Here is a 15,313-nt window from a genome sequence, read left to right on the forward strand (position 1 = left end):
GTAGGGACGGCCTCCCGCTCCGTCAGCAAGCCGCAGTACTCCACCCAACGCCCCGAAGCCGGGACGGACGCCCGGCCGTGGGCGCGCCCTCGTAGCCGGAGGAGACGGCGAGGGAGGTGGCGTGCCGTCAACCTCCGCAGTGCCGCCAACGCGCGCGGGACCGTCACCGGGCAGCCGAGCGCCAGCCTGCCGGGCACCACCAGCGCTCGTGACGTCGTCACAGCCGGCCGACGGCTACCCCCATGGTGTCGCCGGCGCCGACGGTGATGGGGGTCACCGCGTCGTTCTCGGTGTTGATCGCGAACACTGTTCCCTGGGGCGTCAAGTGGCCGTAGGAGCCGACCACGTAGGCGCTCTTTCCGTCGGGGGTGAGGGCCACTTCCGCGGGGAGGAAGTACCTGCCCGACCCGGTGCTCGGCGGGATGTCGCCGATGGGGACGGTCTTGGTGATTTTGCCGGTGTTCAGGTTGATCACGGACACCTTGCCCTGCCTGATCTTGGTGTTGACGCCGACCACGTAAGCGCGGTTGCCGTTGGGGCTGATCGCCAGCCCGCCCGTGCCGGCATCGGGGATGGTGCGGACGATCTTCCGCTTCGTGAGGTTGACCACCGAGAGGGTGCCGCTGTCCCCGGTCACGTAGAGGCGCTTGCCGTCGGGGGTGACCGCCATGCCGTTGGCCGGTTCGTTGAGGCGCATGGTGGCGATGACCTGGTTGTCGACGGTGTCGATCACGGACAGGCCGCCCTTGCTGTCGGACACGTAGAGGCGCTTGCCCTTGGGATTGATCACCACCTGGTCGGGCCTGTTGACCTTGATGCTGGCGGAGGCCTCGTTGGTGGCGGTGTCGATCACCGACACCTTGTCCCCGTGGAAGGGATTCTGGACGGCCACGTAGGCGTGCTTGCCGTCGGGGGCGATCGCTTCTCCGTAGAGGATGTCGGGAGAGAGCTCGCTCTTGTCGTAGGGGATGTTCGTGACGCTCTTCTTGGCGATGTTGACCGCCGACACGTACTTGAAGGCGTTGGTCACGTAGAGACGGGCGCCGTCAGGGGTGACCACCACCTTCTCGGGGCCGCCGCCGACCGCGGTGGTCCCGATCTCCAGGACGCGGTTGCTCCTCGTGTCGATCACGTACACGTGGCCGTCGAGGCTGGTGACGTAGGCGTAGACCTGCCGGTGCGGCTTCGGCGGGTGCGGGGCGGCTGTGACCGGCGCTGGTGCCAGCAGCGCCAGCCCTGCCGCGATGGCCACCGCCGCGATGGTTCGCCGGACAGCGGAACGCTGAACGTACACGTGGACCTCCGGATGGGTGTGATGATCTCTCGTGCACCCGGTGTACTGCCGTGAGTGACCGGCCGTCAGCGGATCTGTACGTCAGTCACCCGGAGGAGTGCCGGCCCGAGCCGCACGCGACGGGGGACGGCACCGGTGCCTCGGCCATCACCTTGATCACACTCAAGGAAACCCCGGCCCTTCAGGGCGCCGCTGTACGGCCCCTCCCCCAAGCGGACAGCGACGGTCAGGCGGGAAGGAGCTCAGCGACGAGAGCGGCGAATTCCTCGGGGTCGAGGACGCGGATTCCCAGCTCCTCGGCCTTGGTGCGCTTGGAGCCGGCCTTCTCGCCCGCCACCAGGAGGGTGGTGCGCTTGGACACCGACGACGACGCCCTTCCGCCGGCCCGTTCGACCAGCTCGTTCATCTCGTTCCGGGACAACGCCGCGAGGGGGCCGGTCATGGAGCCGGTCACCACGACCGCCTCCCCGGCCAGCGGACCGCCCACCGGGCTGTGGGCGTCGTTCGCCCCGGGCGCGGGCTCGTGCTGCGGTTCGGTGACCTGCGTGCCGACCCGCTGGGCCTGGAGCTTGTCGAGGAGCGGGGCGAGTTCGGCGAGTTCGGCCGCGATGACGCGGGCCTTCTCCGTGCCGATGCCGTCCACTCCGGCCAGCGTCTCCGCGTCGGCGGCCCGGATCGCTGCCATCGAGCCGAAGTGCGCGGCGATCCGGCGGGACATCGTACGCCCGGTCCCGCGGACTCCGAGGGCGCAGAACACGCGGCTCAGTGCGGCCCCGCGGGCGGTCTCGATCGCGGCCAGGAGGTTGGTGGCGCTGGTCTCGCCCATCCGCTCCAGGCCGAGGAGCTGCTCACGGTTCAGCGTGAAGAGGTCGGCGATGTCCTTGACCAGGCCGGCCTCCACCAGCTGGACCGCCCGCGTGCCGCCGAGGCCTTCGATGTCGAGCTGGTCGCGTCCGGCCGCGTAGATCACCGAGGCCACGGCCTGGCAGCTCCTGCCGCGCACGCACCGCCACCTCTGCTCGGAGGTGTCGACCGCGTCGCCGCAGCGGGGGCACGCCTCGGGGAAGACGATCGGGCTCTCGGCACCGGTGCGCTGGTCGGCCAGAGGGGCCTCGACCCGGGGGATCACGTCCCCGGCCCGGTACACGAACACCTGGTCGCCGATCATGAGCCCGCGGCGGGTGATGTCGGACGGGTTGTGAAGCGTGGCGTAGGTGACCGTCACCCCGTCGATGACCACGGGTTCCAGAACGGCACGCGGGGCGATGATCCCGGTCCGGCCGACGTTCCACTCCACCGCCAGCAGACGCGTCACCTTGTGCTCGGCCGCCAGTTTCCTGGCCACCGCCCATCTGGGGGCGCGCGAGCCGTTGCCCGCCTGCCGCTGGTCCTCGGCCGTGTCGGCCTTGACGACGACACCGTCGATCCCGAACGGCAGCTCTGCGCGCAGGCCGGCGATCATGTCGATACGTTCCTGCACCTGCTGCACGGTCTCGCAGCGCATCGGGGCGGCGGCCGTGCTGGCGGCCGTGTTAGCCCCGAGCGCGGCAAGTGTCTCGAGCAGGGCGAGGTGGCCGAGGTCGCCCAGGCCGATCGCGCTGTAGGCGAAGAAGGTCAGCTCGATCCGGTAGGGGCGGTCCTTGGCCCGCAGGGTGCCGGCCGCTCCGCTGCGCGGGTGCGCGAAGGGCGTGGCCTCGTGGGCGAGCCGGGTCCGGTTGGCCTCCGCGAACTGGGCGGTCGTCAGCAGGACCTCACCGCGCAGTTCGACGTCGACCGGTTCGGTGAGCACGGGCGGCAGACCGAGGACGGCGTCGGCGGCGTGGGTGATGTCCTCGCCGGCCAGTCCGTCACCGCGGGTGAGGACCTGGACGAGCCGGCCGCCCCGGTAACGGGCGGCCACGGCGAGGCCGTCGAGCTTGGGCTCCACGCACCACCCGGCCACCGGGTGCCCGAGACGCCGTTCCAGTCCGGCGGCCCATTCGGCGAGCTCGTCGGCGTCGAAGACGTTGTCGAGGGAGAGCATCGGCACCGAGTGCGGCACGTCCCCCTGCACGGCCCCGCCCGCCACCTTGCCGGTCGGCGACTCGGCGAGCACCTCGTCCGGGTGGGCCTCCTCGTAGGCCGCGATGGCGCGCAGGAGGCCGTCGTACTCGTCGTCGCCGAGCGGGGTGGTCCCGTCGCCGTAGTACGCGGCCGACGCCGCCACGGCGGTGGTGACGGCCTCCGTGTAGGCGGCAGGGGAGAGCAGGGCACTGTTTTCGGTCATGAAGGTCATCATGCTGCCCGGCACTGACAACGGCTCCGCCCGGCCTGCCTCGTGGCAAGGGCGTGTGACCAGTCGTGGCGTCGCCACGCTCTCCCCGCTCGAAGACGAGTCGTTCCACGGTGCGCTGAAGCCCGAGGCGGTTGGGGTAGGTAGGACTCGGCCCAGTCGGCTGCTCCCCCAGGCGGCCGTGACGGGCCTCGGCGCCATGCCCACTGGGGCTCCGGAGGGTCCCGGGGTCTCGGGGTCCCTGGGTCTCGGGGTCCCGGGGTCCCGGGGTCCCGAGGTCCCGGGGTCTCAGGGGAGGAACGTCACGGCGGGGAAGGCCGGGGACGGTCCGTCGAGCAGGTGTCCCCGGCGGTGGCGCAGGTGTTCGTCGAAGAACGCGAGCGGGTACGCCTGCTGGATCTTCACCGCCTGGTCGGGGTCGAGGGTGCCGATCACGTCCTGGAGCTGCTGCCCGCTCCATCCGAACAGCTTCGCCACCTGGGGGAACAGCGCCTCGTTGTCGCCGTACGAGATATGCGAGGCGCCCTGGGCCTGGATGTCCAGCCGCCAGCCCCGCAGATGCGACCAGAACGCGGCGGCCGCGGGATCCGTGGCCCGGGTGAACTCGGCGGACATCATCATGAACGGCCGGTCCAGGTCACCGGAGAGCGGCGGGTTCATCTGCATCGGACCGTCGAGGCTCAGACCGGCCCGGATGCGGTCGTCCGCGAGCGCGGCGCAGGCGGTGGCCGTTCCGCCCTTCGACCAGCCGAACGCGCCTATGCGCCGCGGGTCGAGGGAGCCGAGCAGCCCAGCCGGCAGGTCGCGCTGGTCGACGTCCGGATTGCACCCGGCGGCAAGCTGCTCGACGCAGTCGAGGACGAAGCGCAGGTCGGCCGCGAAGTCCCCGGGCAGCGTCGGTGCTTTCCGGTCGTAGAGCGGGACGGCGACCCGGCCGTCGGGGAATTCGGTGTATGTGTCGTACTGGTGGGCTATCGTCACGGCCGCGTATCCGTGGCTGGCGAACTCCTGCACCATGACGGTGTGGTCGCCCTGGTGGCTGTGCGCGCCGTGCGAGAAGATGACGACGGGCAGCCGTCGGCCCGACCGCCGCACCGGAGCGCCCACGCGGCCGGCAGTGAGCGGTGCCAGGGGGATCAGACCGCTTAACCCGGCGTTGGTCAGGAACGCCTGAAGGGCGCCGGCCGGCATCCAGGGCGCCACCGGGTAGTCCTCGACGGCCCGGGCGGGGTACCAGACGGTGGCCATCAGCTCCCTGAAGCGCCCGGGGCCCGCTATGTCGTCCGGGCGTGACCGGTCGACGAGGTGCAGTGGGACCGTGCCGACCGGGTGCGGGCCGGTGGGCGCGGGCAGCGTGAGCCGCTCCGCGGCCGGGCCGGGCCTGTCCGGGTCGGCCCACGCGGGGCTTGCGATGGCGGCGAGGGGTACGGCGGCCCCGGCGGCCAGCGCGGCTCCCAGCACGCGGCGGCGTGTCGGGCTCCTGTGGGCGGTGAAGGGCGAGACGGTCATGGGACCTCCGTGTCACGGATCGTCAATCGTGCCGTCACGGACGGGCCATGGGCACAACCGAACCCTGTCACATGCCCCTCCCGTACGGCATCGGCCCACAGGTTTAAATCCCAGGGTTGATGCGGTCCGCGGTGCCGCCCTCCCAGGCCCAGGCCAGCGGCCGCACCACAACAAATGCGGCAGCACCGGCTGGGGCCGGAAGCGGCCCTGGGCGGGGCATTCGGTTCGAGCCATCCGACCCGTTGTGGACTGGTCCTGAACCTCACTCGCCGCCTCCTCCGCCCCCGCAACTGCCGCTGCCGCACGTGCCCGTACCCGTGCCAGGACCGGAGTCGGCGTCCAGGCGTGGACACCTGCGCCCCGACGCCGGGCTCTGGCCTCCGCGCCCCCGTGTCGGGCCTCGAGGGGGTGGAACCGCCTGCCCGCGCCGGCCGGGCGTCGCACCGTCCCGTCCAGGAGCCCGGTGGCTCCGGCACGCGCGGGTCGCGCCCGGCCGCCTCCAGGCATCGCAGAACGCGAACACAGCACGCCCGACCGCATGCCCGGGCAGCTCCCCGGCCACCGTACGCACTTGCGAGGCGTGCACCACGAGCAGGCCGCGTCTGTTCAGCGCGACGATCGCGCTGTCCGCCACCGCCGGGCCCCGCCCGCCAGGAACGCGATCGCGTACACGTCCAGAGCCCGCATCTCCTCCAGGCCCCTTGCGAACCGCCGGAACACCCGCCGCATACCAGCCCCCCCATTCGGCCCACTTCATCCGCCGGCAGTGTCTCCAGACGGCACAGCGCCCCACTCCCTCGGCCGCGGCAACCGGTCCGTCCCGGCAGCGCCGGGCGCGACTCGGGCCGCCCCCGTTCTCGGGACGGCCCGGCCCCTCGACCGCCGCGCCGGACCTCTTCGCCTCTACCAGGCATGCCAGAGCACACCATGACGGTGACGGACGGTGCAGCCGTACCGCAGGGGCGGGACGGGAGCCGTCGCAGCCCACGGCCGGTCCTCAACACAGCGCTCCATCCCGAAAGGGTATTTCGGGTGCCGACCGGTCTCGGCTCGACCGAGGCGGCGGTCGCCTGCTGCGGCGGGTAGAGGGCGCGGGTCGACCGCGAAATGACACTTTGTGGTTCTTCGGTGACGCGCGGTAGCTTGGCCGGGTGGCGTTCTCCCTCACCCGGTTCGCGGCGGCGGCCGCCGCGACCGTCCTGCTGTCACTTCCGCACCCCGCCCCGGCCCTCGGGCAGGCGCCGCAGACCTGCGTGCCTTCCGGGCAGGACTCCCGGGGGAGATCGTCCGTCGACCAGGGCGTGATCGCCTGGGAGGAGGACACGGTCTTTGACGACGCCCGCGCGTATGCGGTCCGCCAGTGGACCAGCGGCAACCTCAAGCGGGTCACCTTCCACCCGGACACCGCCTCCGAAGTCGCCGACCTGGAGTGGAACGACACCCGGTCCAGCGGAGGCGACTGGAAGAACGTCCTCGCCCGCTGGACCGGGCTTCCCGGCACCGACAGCGTCACCATGAACCGCTTCTACCTGGACGACGGAGCCGCGCGCGGGACGACCACGCACCGGCGCCGTGTCGCCACCCACGAACTCGGCCACGCCCTCGGCTTCTGCCACAAGAGCACGCGAGTCGCCTCCATCATGTGGATCGACAACGCCGAGGCCGCGCGCGCCGGCATCAACGAGATCACCAGCACCGACCGAACCGCCTACCACCAGTTGTGGGGATGACCGTGAAGAAGCTGCTCGTCGTTGTCGTCTCGGCTGGTGCCGCCGCCGTCCTGGCCGGCGGGGCCTGGCTCGGCTGGGACCAGTACCGCACCGCGCACACCACGCACAGCGAGGCCGTCCACGCCTTCGACACCACCGACCCGAACCTGGTGGCGCCCGAGGCCACCGCGGTCTTCACCGGCACGGTCTTGGAAGACCTCGGCCGACGGACCGTCGAGGGCCTGCCCTCCGACGCCTACCGCGTCCGCGTCGAGCGTGTCCTCAAGGGCACCGCATCCGGGGAGATGCTGGTCAGCCAGAGCGACGAGACCGAGCACAAGTACGTCGTGGGCCAGACCTACATGTGGGCCACCAATCCCGCCACCCGTCCCGACGAAGGGGTGGCCCAGCTCTACGACGCCGACCCGCGCCCGGCCCGCGAGGCGGACATCGCCACCTGGACTGCCGCCTTGGAGCCCGCCCGATAGGCCGCCCTCGGACTCCGCCTGGACCTGACGGCCGTAGAACCTGATCCCCACAGGCCCGTGGGGACTGGATGAACGGAATCCGATTCGGCTGGGCCAAGACTACGACGGCCCTCGATACCGGCCCCCAGGCTCCCCAACTCTCCCGTAGTTACGAGGCGGTGCAGGAATGCCACGTGCGGGCGATCGCGGACGAGGGTGTGCATCACGCTCGGGGTCGTGGCGCAGGCGACCTCGACCTCGACGGTCTCGGCGAGGTAGTGGTGTGCGTGGCGGACAGACCGTCGGTCCGGTCCAGCGCCGTGAACCGCATGGCGTGGACGGGGTCGAACGCGACCGACTACCAGGTGGTCCGCCGGGTCTTGTCCGTGCGCCAGGTCTTGTCCGCGAAAACCAGCTCGCCGCCGTCCGAGCTGAAGGCCTGGGTCTCGCGGACGGTGCCCGGGAGGGGGTCGGTCTCGGTCACGCGGCTGACGACCTACGTGCCGAACCGAGGGGCGAGGGCCGAGGCGGCTCTTTCGTCCGGGTTCCGGCAGACGGGACGGCAGCGAATGGTGTCGGCGTCCTGAGCCGTGCGCAGCGCGGTCCCCGGCCCGCGGTCGGGGTCGGCGTACCCGATGTCGGTGACCACGCCGGTCTCGGTGGTGATGCCGACGCACGGCGCAGCCCGTGGAGGGCGGGCTCGTTGTCGCCGGTCGGGTCGGCCCGGTCGTTCAGCGGACGGCCGGTGAAGGTGACCGGCGGGGTGGGCAGGGACGTCACGACGTCGTGTCCGGTGTGGGTGAGGGCGGCGAGCCACGGGGGCCCGCGTGGGTTGCGACCGGCAAAGGCGAGGTCCTCGTCCGCCGTCCGACGGCGCCGCGGGGCGTCCCGTCGAGCGGCTCGGTGGACGGGGTGGGGCCCGGCCGTCCGGCTGTACGCCGTGGCCGGAAGGGTCCGGCGGCATGGAGCCGCCACGCCGCGGGATCAAGGAGGATCGATTCACCTGTCGATGCCCCCCTAGGGTCGTGCCCGCAATGCCCGACCCGCCTTCCCGGAAAGGGGCCCCCTCCCCCATGAAGCTCCGCACCACCGCCGCCGCTGCCCTGGCGGCCTTCGCCCTGGTCCTGTCGCTGCCCGGTTCGGCCCTCGCGGCCGAAGGCTACTTCCACTACAAGTACGTCGACGGATACGGGCAGGAGCAGCACGTCACCCTGCACGACCCGCACAGCGGCAAGTGCATCAACCTCCACGCCGTCAGCGACGACGACGAGCAGCCCGGCTACGGCCCGCACAACGACACGGACTCGGCGGTGGTCGTCTACGCCGGCGCCAACTGCGAGGGCCCGGAGTGGAAGCTGCGCGCGCACGGCAGCCCGGCGCGCGACGACCTCCTGGTCCGGTCCGTGCGCTTCGAGGTCAAGCCCGCTTAGCGGCACCAGCGTGCGAACCCGGCGAGGCCCGGGGCGGCCAACCGCCCCAGGCCTCAAACCAGCCACCCACAGCACCCCGGCCATCGGAGTGAGTGGCGGTGCCTCGATCCGCGCGCGGCTCCTCTTCCCTGCGTCGTGACGGCGGCCGGGCCGGTGGAGCATCGACGAGCGGGTAGCCGCTGGTGGACACCGTACGGATGCGTCCCCGGGCGGTAGGTGGAGAGAACGGGCATTGCTCGGGTGCGGGGCGGCCCCCGGCGGCATCTGTTTGGCGTCAGATTCATTCTCGTGGGCGGCGCTCGTTGTTGCGTCGGCGCATTCGGTGCTCGGGGTGATCCACAAGGGTCTCCATACTCTCAGGTAGATCTTGGGTGCGTCCGGGTCGTCAGAACCGGACTCCGCGCTGACCAGTCCGGACGTGCCCGGTCCCCTGGTGTTCGTGCACGAGCGGGTCGCCGCGCACGCGGCCGCCACGCCGGAGGCCGTACCCGTGGTTCGGTGACGGGTTCCGCATGGCCTACGGAACTGGACGACAGGGCCCGCCTCTTGGCCTTGCGGCTGCGCGCCGCCGCGTAGCCGCCGGCTCCAGGGTCGGTGTCTGCGTGCCGCGGTCGGCGGAACTGGTCGTCGCGCTGCTGGCCGTACTGCGGGCGGGCGGTGCGTAGGTCGTCCTCGGCCGGTCCCTGCCGCCTCCGCGCCTGGCCGGCCCGCGTGACGACGCCGGCTGCGTGCTCACTCTGGTCACGCCCGGGACCACGGTCCTGGCCGGTGACGGCGTGGCGGTCCTCGACGTGTCCGCCCCTGCCGAGCCGGCCGACAGCGTGGACCGCGTCGGCCGTCCCCGCGGATCCGATGCCGGTACCGCACCGGCCGTCGTCACCGCGGGCCACCCGATGTGCGTCTTCTACACCTCCGGATCCACCGGGCACCCCAAGCGCGTGGTCGTGACCCACGCGAACCTCGCCGCCTTCGCAGGGCAGGCCCGCTGGGACGACGACGCCCACCAGGCCTGCCTGCTGGCGTCTTCCTGACCGCCGCCTGGTTCGATCACACCAGCGGCACCCAGGACGTGCCCAAGGCCGTCGTAATGCCCGCGCGGGCGGTGGACGCCCTCGCCGACAGCCGGACCCTCACATCCCCGCGGGTGCGGGGAGCAGGCTTCGTGAGCTGCAACGTTAGATGACAGCACGCCGTTCTGAAGTTCTTCTGTGGATACCGGCATTCCAGGCGAAGACGTGCAACCATCACCAAAGAGGCGCCTGTCCCGGCCAGGCGCCGTCTCATCAGACCTCCCGCCAGGCGACGATCGTCAGCCGCGTCGGCTTTCCAGGCGGCCCCTCCCCCAGCCCCTCCAGGAGCCGAGCACCGCGGAGGTGAGGGATGTGCCGTCGACGGCCTCGGTGGGCGGCGGGTTCTCCATGGGCTCGGCGTTCGCAGTGGCAGCGGAGCTGCGGTCCCGCCCGGGTGCCCGGCGCACTTGCGCGCGATCCGCGGGGAACGGAACGATCGGGTTGCACGCGCAGCCTGAGCCGCCTCTGCCTAGGAGACCAGTGACCCGTACCGCATCCGCCGCCTACTGGGAGCCCCTGTGGGCCGATGGGCGCGGCTACCGGCCCTTGGAGGGGCGCGAAGCCGACTTGCTCCAGCATGCGCTCGGCTCCGGGCGTGGGCGGGGCGCGCTCGACATCGGGTGCGGGGACGGTGGGCTCGCCCGTTTCCTCCACCACCGGCTCGGCTACCGCGTCACCGGCATCGACTGCGCTCCCAGCGCCCTCGCCGCCGCCCGGCGCTCCGAATCGGGCCCGGGCCCGGTCTGGCGGCTGATGGACTTCACCGCCGACGACCTCGGTGAACTGCCGGAGCCCGCCTACTCGGCCGTGACCTGCCGGCTGGTCTACCGGTGGGTGGAGGACAAGCCCGCCTTCCTCGACCGCGTACGACGCGTCCTCGCGCCCGGCGGTGTCTTCTGGGTGGTCGCCGAGGTCGCCGGCCGCCGTGAAGAGGGTGATCCTCTCAAGGACCTCGCCATCACCGCCGGCGAGGCGGAGGCGCTCACCGCCGGATGGTCCTCCGTTCGGGTCGCCGACATAGACGTGCTGCGCTGCTACGCCCTGCGTCCCTGATCGCCAGCCCCGCTGAGAGTCGGAAAACGTCCCGGTGAGCACTCACGCCGCTTTCACCTCCGTCATACGGGGAGGCTGACGCGGGTGGAAGATCCACCGGTCGCTGCGTGGTCGGGCTCCTTGCCAAGGAGCGTGCCGCAGCCTTTGGAAGGGATGGCAGATGACCAACGATGACGCTGCCGCGTTTCACCAGATCAAGATCCGTGTCGCGGGCCTGGTCCTGGACGGTCGGGATGTGGCGCTGATCCAGCGGACGAACGGCCAAGGGGTGGTCCACCACGCCCTGCCGGGCGGCAACGTGGAACCCGCCGAGCCGCTGCCCGGCGCTTTGCGGCGTGAGCTTCAGGAGGAGCTCGGTGTGGTTGCGGAGGACCTCGCGGAACCACCGCGCTTCATGTGGCTCCTGGATGCCATGGTGAGCCGGCCCGGCTCCACACCGCCTCGCAAGCTCCACATCGTCTACCGGGTCCGTCTCCGGCCGGGAGTCCGTCCGAGGCTGAAGGCGTTCGAGGACGATGACTCGGTCGGCCGAGGGGAGGTCGTCTGGGTACCGTTCGACCAGACGGGTGACCTCGCCCTCTTCCCGCCCGTGCCCATCGCTGGTCTCGCGTCGTCCGACGCGTGCGTCGACGCCGGATCGGCCATGCTTCCCGCCCTGGACGACTCCAGCTACCGGTGGCTGTGACGGGGCGGCGGGCTCTCCCGCACATCAGCGGATGCTGCCGGGTGGGTGCGCTGGGTGCGGCCCGCCGTTTCGGGGGCGGGGTGCGGGGCACACGACGTGGCATCAGGAGGCTACATCGGGAGGGTTCATGTCCGGACTGTTCGCGAAGATCAAGCGGTTCAGCCGCAGCCCGCAGGGGCAGCGGACGATCGCCTCGGTGCGGCGCGCTGCTTCCGACCCGCGCAAGCGGGAGCAGGCCCGCGGGATGTTCAGGCGCCTTCGGGGCGGCCGCTGACCCGCCGCCCTCGGCCGGGCCCGGGCGGTCGTGTCCCCCTCGCGACGGCCCGGGGGCCGGTACCGCGCCGACCGCGCTGGGGGCGGACCGTCCGGCGGCCCGGCGCCGTACCGGCCCCCCGGGCCAGGCACCGGCGGGCGCCCGGGCCGCGCCGACAGTAGCGTGACCGCATGCGTACATGGACGGGCAAACCGTACCCCCTGGGAGCGACGTACGACGGCTCCGGAACCAACTTCGCACTGTTCTCCGAGGTCGCCACAGGCGTGGAGCTGGTCCTGCTCGACGACGCCGGGCGCGAGACCCGCGTACCGATGACCGAGATCGACCGGTCCGCCTGGCACATCTACCTCCCCGACGTGGGTCCCGGCCAGCGGTACGGCTACCGCGTCAGCGGCCCCTTCGACCCGGCCGGCGGGCACCGCTGCAACCCGGCCAAGCTGCTGCTGGACCCGTACGCGACCGCGATCGACGGCCGGCTCGACCACCACGAGTCGCTCTACGGCCACCGCTTCGCGGACGGCGCCGAGCCCAACGAGCTGGACAGCGCGGGCCACACCATGCTGTCGGTGGTCACCGACCCCGGCTTCGACTGGGGCGACGACAAGCCGCCCGGTCACACGTACGCGGACAGCGTCATCTACGAGGGCCACGTGCGCGGTCTCACGCGCACCCATCCCGCCCTGCCCGAGGAGCTGCGTGGCACCTACGCGGGCATCGCCCACCCCGCCTTCCTCGAGCACCTCACCGGCCTCGGGGTGACCGCGCTGGAACTGATGCCGGTGCACCAGTTCGTCCAGGACGGCCACCTGGCGGAAAAGGGATTGTCGAACTACTGGGGTTACAACACCATCGGCTTCTTCGCCCCGCACAACGCCTACGCGGCCACCGGGGGCCGCGGCGCGCAGGTCACCGAATTCAAGCGGATGGTGAAGGCGCTGCACGCGGCGGGCATCGAGGTGATCCTCGACGTCGTCTACAACCACACCGCCGAGGGAAACCACAACGGGCCCGTGCTGGCGTTCAAGGGGATCGACAACGCCGCCTACTACCGCCTGGCCGAGGAGGACCGCTCCCGGTACTACGACACCACGGGCACCGGCAACAGCCTGCTGATGCGCCACCCCAACGTACTGCAGCTGATCATGGACTCCCTGCGCTACTGGGTCCAGGAGATGCACGTCGACGGCTTCCGTTTCGACCTGGCCGCCACCCTCGCCCGCCAGTTCCACGAGGTCGACCGGCTCTCCGCCTTCTTCGACGTCATCCAGCAGGACCCGGTGATCAGCCGTCGCGTGAAGCTCATCGCCGAGCCCTGGGACCTGGGCGAAGGCGGCTACCAGGTCGGCAACTTCCCACCCCTGTGGTCGGAGTGGAACGGACGCTACCGGGACACCGTCCGGGACTACTGGCGCGGCGCCGACGGCACCCTCGGCGAGTTCGCCTCGCGCATCACCGGCTCCGCCGACCTGTACGAACACGACCGGCGCCGTCCCCTCGCCAGCGTCAACTTCGTCACGGCCCACGACGGGTTCACCCTGCGCGACCTGGTGTCGTACGACCACAAGCACAACGAGGAGAACGGCGAGGACGGCCGGGACGGCGAGGACCACAACCGGTCCTGGAACTGCGGGGTGGAGGGAGAGACCGACGACCCCGGGGTGCTGGCGCTGCGGGAGAGGCAGCAGCGCAACCTGATGACCACGCTGATCCTCTCCCAGGGCATTCCGATGATCAGCCACGGGGACGAGCTGGGCCGTACCCAGGGCGGCAACAACAACGCGTACTGCCAGGACAATCCGACCACCTGGATCGACTGGGACCTCGACGAACGCGGGCGTCGGCTCCTCGACTTCACCTCTGGTCTCATCCGGCTCCGCCGCCGGCACCCCGTGCTGCGGCGCAGGCGCTTCTTCTCGGGGCGGGCGGTCGGACACACGGGCCGCCCGCCCGCGGACGTCGAGTGGCTGCGTCCCGATGCCACGCCGATGCAGGACGAGGACTGGACGGCGCCGCGGGCCCGCGCGCTGACCGTGTTCCTGAACGGTGAGGCGATCACCGAACCGGACCCCTACGGGAACCGGGTCACCGACGACTCCTTCCTGCTGATGTTCAACAGCTCGGACAGGGCCGTCGACTTCCGCCTTCCCGGCGACCGGTTCGCGGTCCGCTGGGCGCTGCTGGTGGACACCGCGAGCACGGACGCCCCGGACGAGCGGGAGCTGAAGGCGGGCAGCGTTCTGCGGCTGGAGTCGTACAGCACCGTGGTTCTGCGCAGTGCCCGGGAGGACGCGGCGCCGGAGGAGATCTGACGCGGGGTGCGTGCGGGCGCGTCCAGCGCAGGGCCAGCGGCAGGCGGGGCGCGCACGGCAAGGCCGGCCGGGCTGCTGCCCGGCCGGCCTTGGCACTCCGTTTTCGCCCCTTCCGCCACGGGGGCGTCAGGCGGGGCGGCCGCCGAAGGGAGCGCCGGTGCCGTAGTACGTTCCCAGTTCCTCGCGGTAGCCCGCGTCACCGAGGTGCTTGTCGCGGTGGAACTCCGGCGCGTTCTTGATCTGTTCCTTGGTCCGTTCGACGAAGATCTTCCGCTCGTCCGGGTCGATCCGGGTCACGGTGCCCGCCGGCAGCAGAACTTCCTTGCCGAAGATCCACACGCCCGTGTCCACGACCAGGTAGGCGTCACCGACCTCGTCGGAGTGCTTGTCGACCTTGCCGATGGCACCGTCCGTCGCCTCGACCTTGTATCCGGTCAGATCGGTACCCGCCAGGTGTCCTGCGGTCGACTGGTAAGCCCACACATGCTCAGTCACGCGAAAACAACTCCTCATATCTCAGAGACGAAGCGGCCTCAGCCGCGACTCTTTCGTGCGCCGTACGAGCATTCGCCCGCAAGGCTCTTTTCGGTATCGCTACCAGCGGTACCAGCGGCCACTGCTGCCCTTCGGACGGGCGACGAATCCGATCAGCCATATCACCAATACGATGACGGCGATCCACCACAGTGCCTTCAGGGCGAAACCCGCGCCGAAAAGGATGAGAGCCAGAAGAAGGACGAGAAGCAGGGGAACCATTGTTATCAACCTCCGCAGCACCGCATGCCCGGCATTGTCGAACTCACACACCCGTCGTGCGACTTCGCAGATCAGCGGACCTGAAGTGTGGGGCGCCTGTTTGAAATCCGCCGGAGCGTCCATAAGCGGCTGGGTAAGGCTTTCGACTAGCACACAGGGAGTGATCAGCTGTGTCGGGTGAGCAGAAGAGCGAAGCCAAGGCCGAGCAGGCCAAGGGCAAGCTCAAGGAGACCGCCGGCCGTTTGACGGGCAATGAGCGGATGACCGCCGAAGGCCGCGCGGAACAGGCCAAGGGCGATGCCCGCGAGGCCAAGGAGAAGGCCAAGGACGCCTTCAAGCACTGACGCGCAGAGGGCACGAGTCGGGGGCCGGGCCCCCCCCCCGGGGGGGGGCCCCCCCCCCCGGCCCCCCGGGGGGGGGGGCCCCCGGGCCCGGGGGGGGCGGCCCCCCCCCGCGCCGGCCCCCCGGGGGGGCAGGGCCCACGC

Annotated in this window: 14 protein-coding genes and 1 pseudogene; 9 read left to right on the plus strand and 6 right to left on the minus strand. The window is 71.3% G+C overall.

All coding sequences use genetic code 11. The features are described 5' to 3' along the window. Positions 1 to 217 precede the first annotated feature (217 nt). From ACFY7H_RS22345 to ACFY7H_RS22355, 3 genes are all read right to left on the minus strand, one after another. Complete coding sequence (locus ACFY7H_RS22345) at positions 218 to 1,252, minus strand: PQQ-binding-like beta-propeller repeat protein (RefSeq protein ID WP_388940488.1); 1,035 nt, start codon at positions 1,250 to 1,252, stop codon at positions 218 to 220. Positions 1,253 to 1,520: 268 nt separating this feature from the next. Continuing rightward, positions 1,521 to 3,569, minus strand: a complete 2,049-nt coding sequence (gene ligA, locus ACFY7H_RS22350) for an NAD-dependent DNA ligase LigA (protein ID WP_388940727.1) — start codon at positions 3,567 to 3,569, stop codon at positions 1,521 to 1,523. Between the two features lie 285 nt (positions 3,570 to 3,854). Continuing rightward, positions 3,855 to 5,075: an alpha/beta hydrolase family protein gene (locus tag ACFY7H_RS22355; RefSeq protein WP_388940489.1), complete on the minus strand. Its 1,221-nt coding sequence runs from the start codon at positions 5,073 to 5,075 to the stop codon at positions 3,855 to 3,857. A 1,151-nt stretch (positions 5,076 to 6,226) separates the two neighbouring features. Here ACFY7H_RS22355 and ACFY7H_RS22360 point away from each other — a divergent pair. Together ACFY7H_RS22360 and ACFY7H_RS22365 are read left to right on the plus strand one after the other, a co-directional pair. Beyond that, positions 6,227 to 6,805: a matrixin family metalloprotease gene (locus ACFY7H_RS22360; RefSeq protein ID WP_388940491.1), complete on the plus strand. Its 579-nt coding sequence runs from the start codon at positions 6,227 to 6,229 to the stop codon at positions 6,803 to 6,805. Next, positions 6,802 to 7,272 (plus strand): hypothetical protein, encoded by a 471-nt coding sequence (locus tag ACFY7H_RS22365; RefSeq protein WP_388940493.1) that lies wholly within the window; start codon positions 6,802 to 6,804, stop codon positions 7,270 to 7,272. The genes ACFY7H_RS22360 and ACFY7H_RS22365 overlap by 4 nt, the downstream gene beginning before the upstream one ends. 337 nt (positions 7,273 to 7,609) lie before the next feature. Here the strand turns inward: ACFY7H_RS22365 and ACFY7H_RS22370 are convergent, their stop codons facing one another. Beyond that, positions 7,610 to 7,735, minus strand: a complete 126-nt coding sequence (locus ACFY7H_RS22370; protein ID WP_388940495.1) for a hypothetical protein — start codon at positions 7,733 to 7,735, stop codon at positions 7,610 to 7,612. 589 nt (positions 7,736 to 8,324) lie between these two features. Between ACFY7H_RS22370 and ACFY7H_RS22375 the strand changes: the two genes are divergently transcribed. The 6 genes and pseudogenes from ACFY7H_RS22375 (at position 8,325) to glgX (ending at position 14,072) form a co-directional block, all read left to right on the plus strand. Continuing rightward, complete coding sequence (locus ACFY7H_RS22375) at positions 8,325 to 8,681, plus strand: hypothetical protein (protein WP_388940497.1); 357 nt, start codon at positions 8,325 to 8,327, stop codon at positions 8,679 to 8,681. A 680-nt stretch (positions 8,682 to 9,361) separates the two neighbouring features. Then, positions 9,362 to 9,712 (plus strand): annotated as a pseudogene (locus tag ACFY7H_RS22380) (AMP-binding protein); the annotation flags it as partial. Between the two features lie 519 nt (positions 9,713 to 10,231). After that, positions 10,232 to 10,804, plus strand: coding sequence for a class I SAM-dependent methyltransferase (locus ACFY7H_RS22385; protein ID WP_388940499.1), 573 nt, complete (start codon positions 10,232 to 10,234; stop codon positions 10,802 to 10,804). Positions 10,805 to 10,964: 160 nt separating this feature from the next. Beyond that, the gene (locus tag ACFY7H_RS22390) at positions 10,965 to 11,489 is read left to right on the plus strand and encodes an NUDIX hydrolase (RefSeq protein WP_388940501.1); all 525 of its coding nucleotides are present in this window, start codon (positions 10,965 to 10,967) and stop codon (positions 11,487 to 11,489) included. A 127-nt stretch (positions 11,490 to 11,616) separates the two neighbouring features. Then, a complete protein-coding gene (locus ACFY7H_RS22395; RefSeq protein ID WP_388940503.1) occupies positions 11,617 to 11,763 on the plus strand; it encodes a hypothetical protein in 147 nt (48 codons plus the stop codon). A 170-nt stretch (positions 11,764 to 11,933) separates the two neighbouring features. After that, complete coding sequence (glgX, locus tag ACFY7H_RS22400; protein ID WP_388940505.1) at positions 11,934 to 14,072, plus strand: glycogen debranching protein GlgX; 2,139 nt, start codon at positions 11,934 to 11,936, stop codon at positions 14,070 to 14,072. 126 nt (positions 14,073 to 14,198) lie between these two features. On the opposite strand, the gene ACFY7H_RS22405 is transcribed toward glgX, so the two are convergent. Further along, entirely contained in the window at positions 14,199 to 14,585 is a 387-nt protein-coding gene (locus ACFY7H_RS22405) for a PRC-barrel domain-containing protein (RefSeq protein ID WP_388940507.1), read from the minus strand. Positions 14,586 to 14,666: 81 nt separating this feature from the next. Beyond that, positions 14,667 to 14,828: a hydrophobic protein gene (locus tag ACFY7H_RS22410; protein WP_388940730.1), complete on the minus strand. Its 162-nt coding sequence runs from the start codon at positions 14,826 to 14,828 to the stop codon at positions 14,667 to 14,669. Between the two features lie 170 nt (positions 14,829 to 14,998). On the opposite strand from ACFY7H_RS22410, the gene ACFY7H_RS22415 reads away from it, so the two are divergent. Continuing rightward, positions 14,999 to 15,172, plus strand: a complete 174-nt coding sequence (locus ACFY7H_RS22415) for a CsbD family protein (RefSeq protein ID WP_388940509.1) — start codon at positions 14,999 to 15,001, stop codon at positions 15,170 to 15,172. The last annotated feature ends 141 nt before the right edge of the window (positions 15,173 to 15,313 follow it).

This window comes from Streptomyces sp. NPDC012794, from assembly GCF_042901085.1.
Lineage (GTDB): Bacteria > Actinomycetota > Actinomycetes > Streptomycetales > Streptomycetaceae > Streptomyces.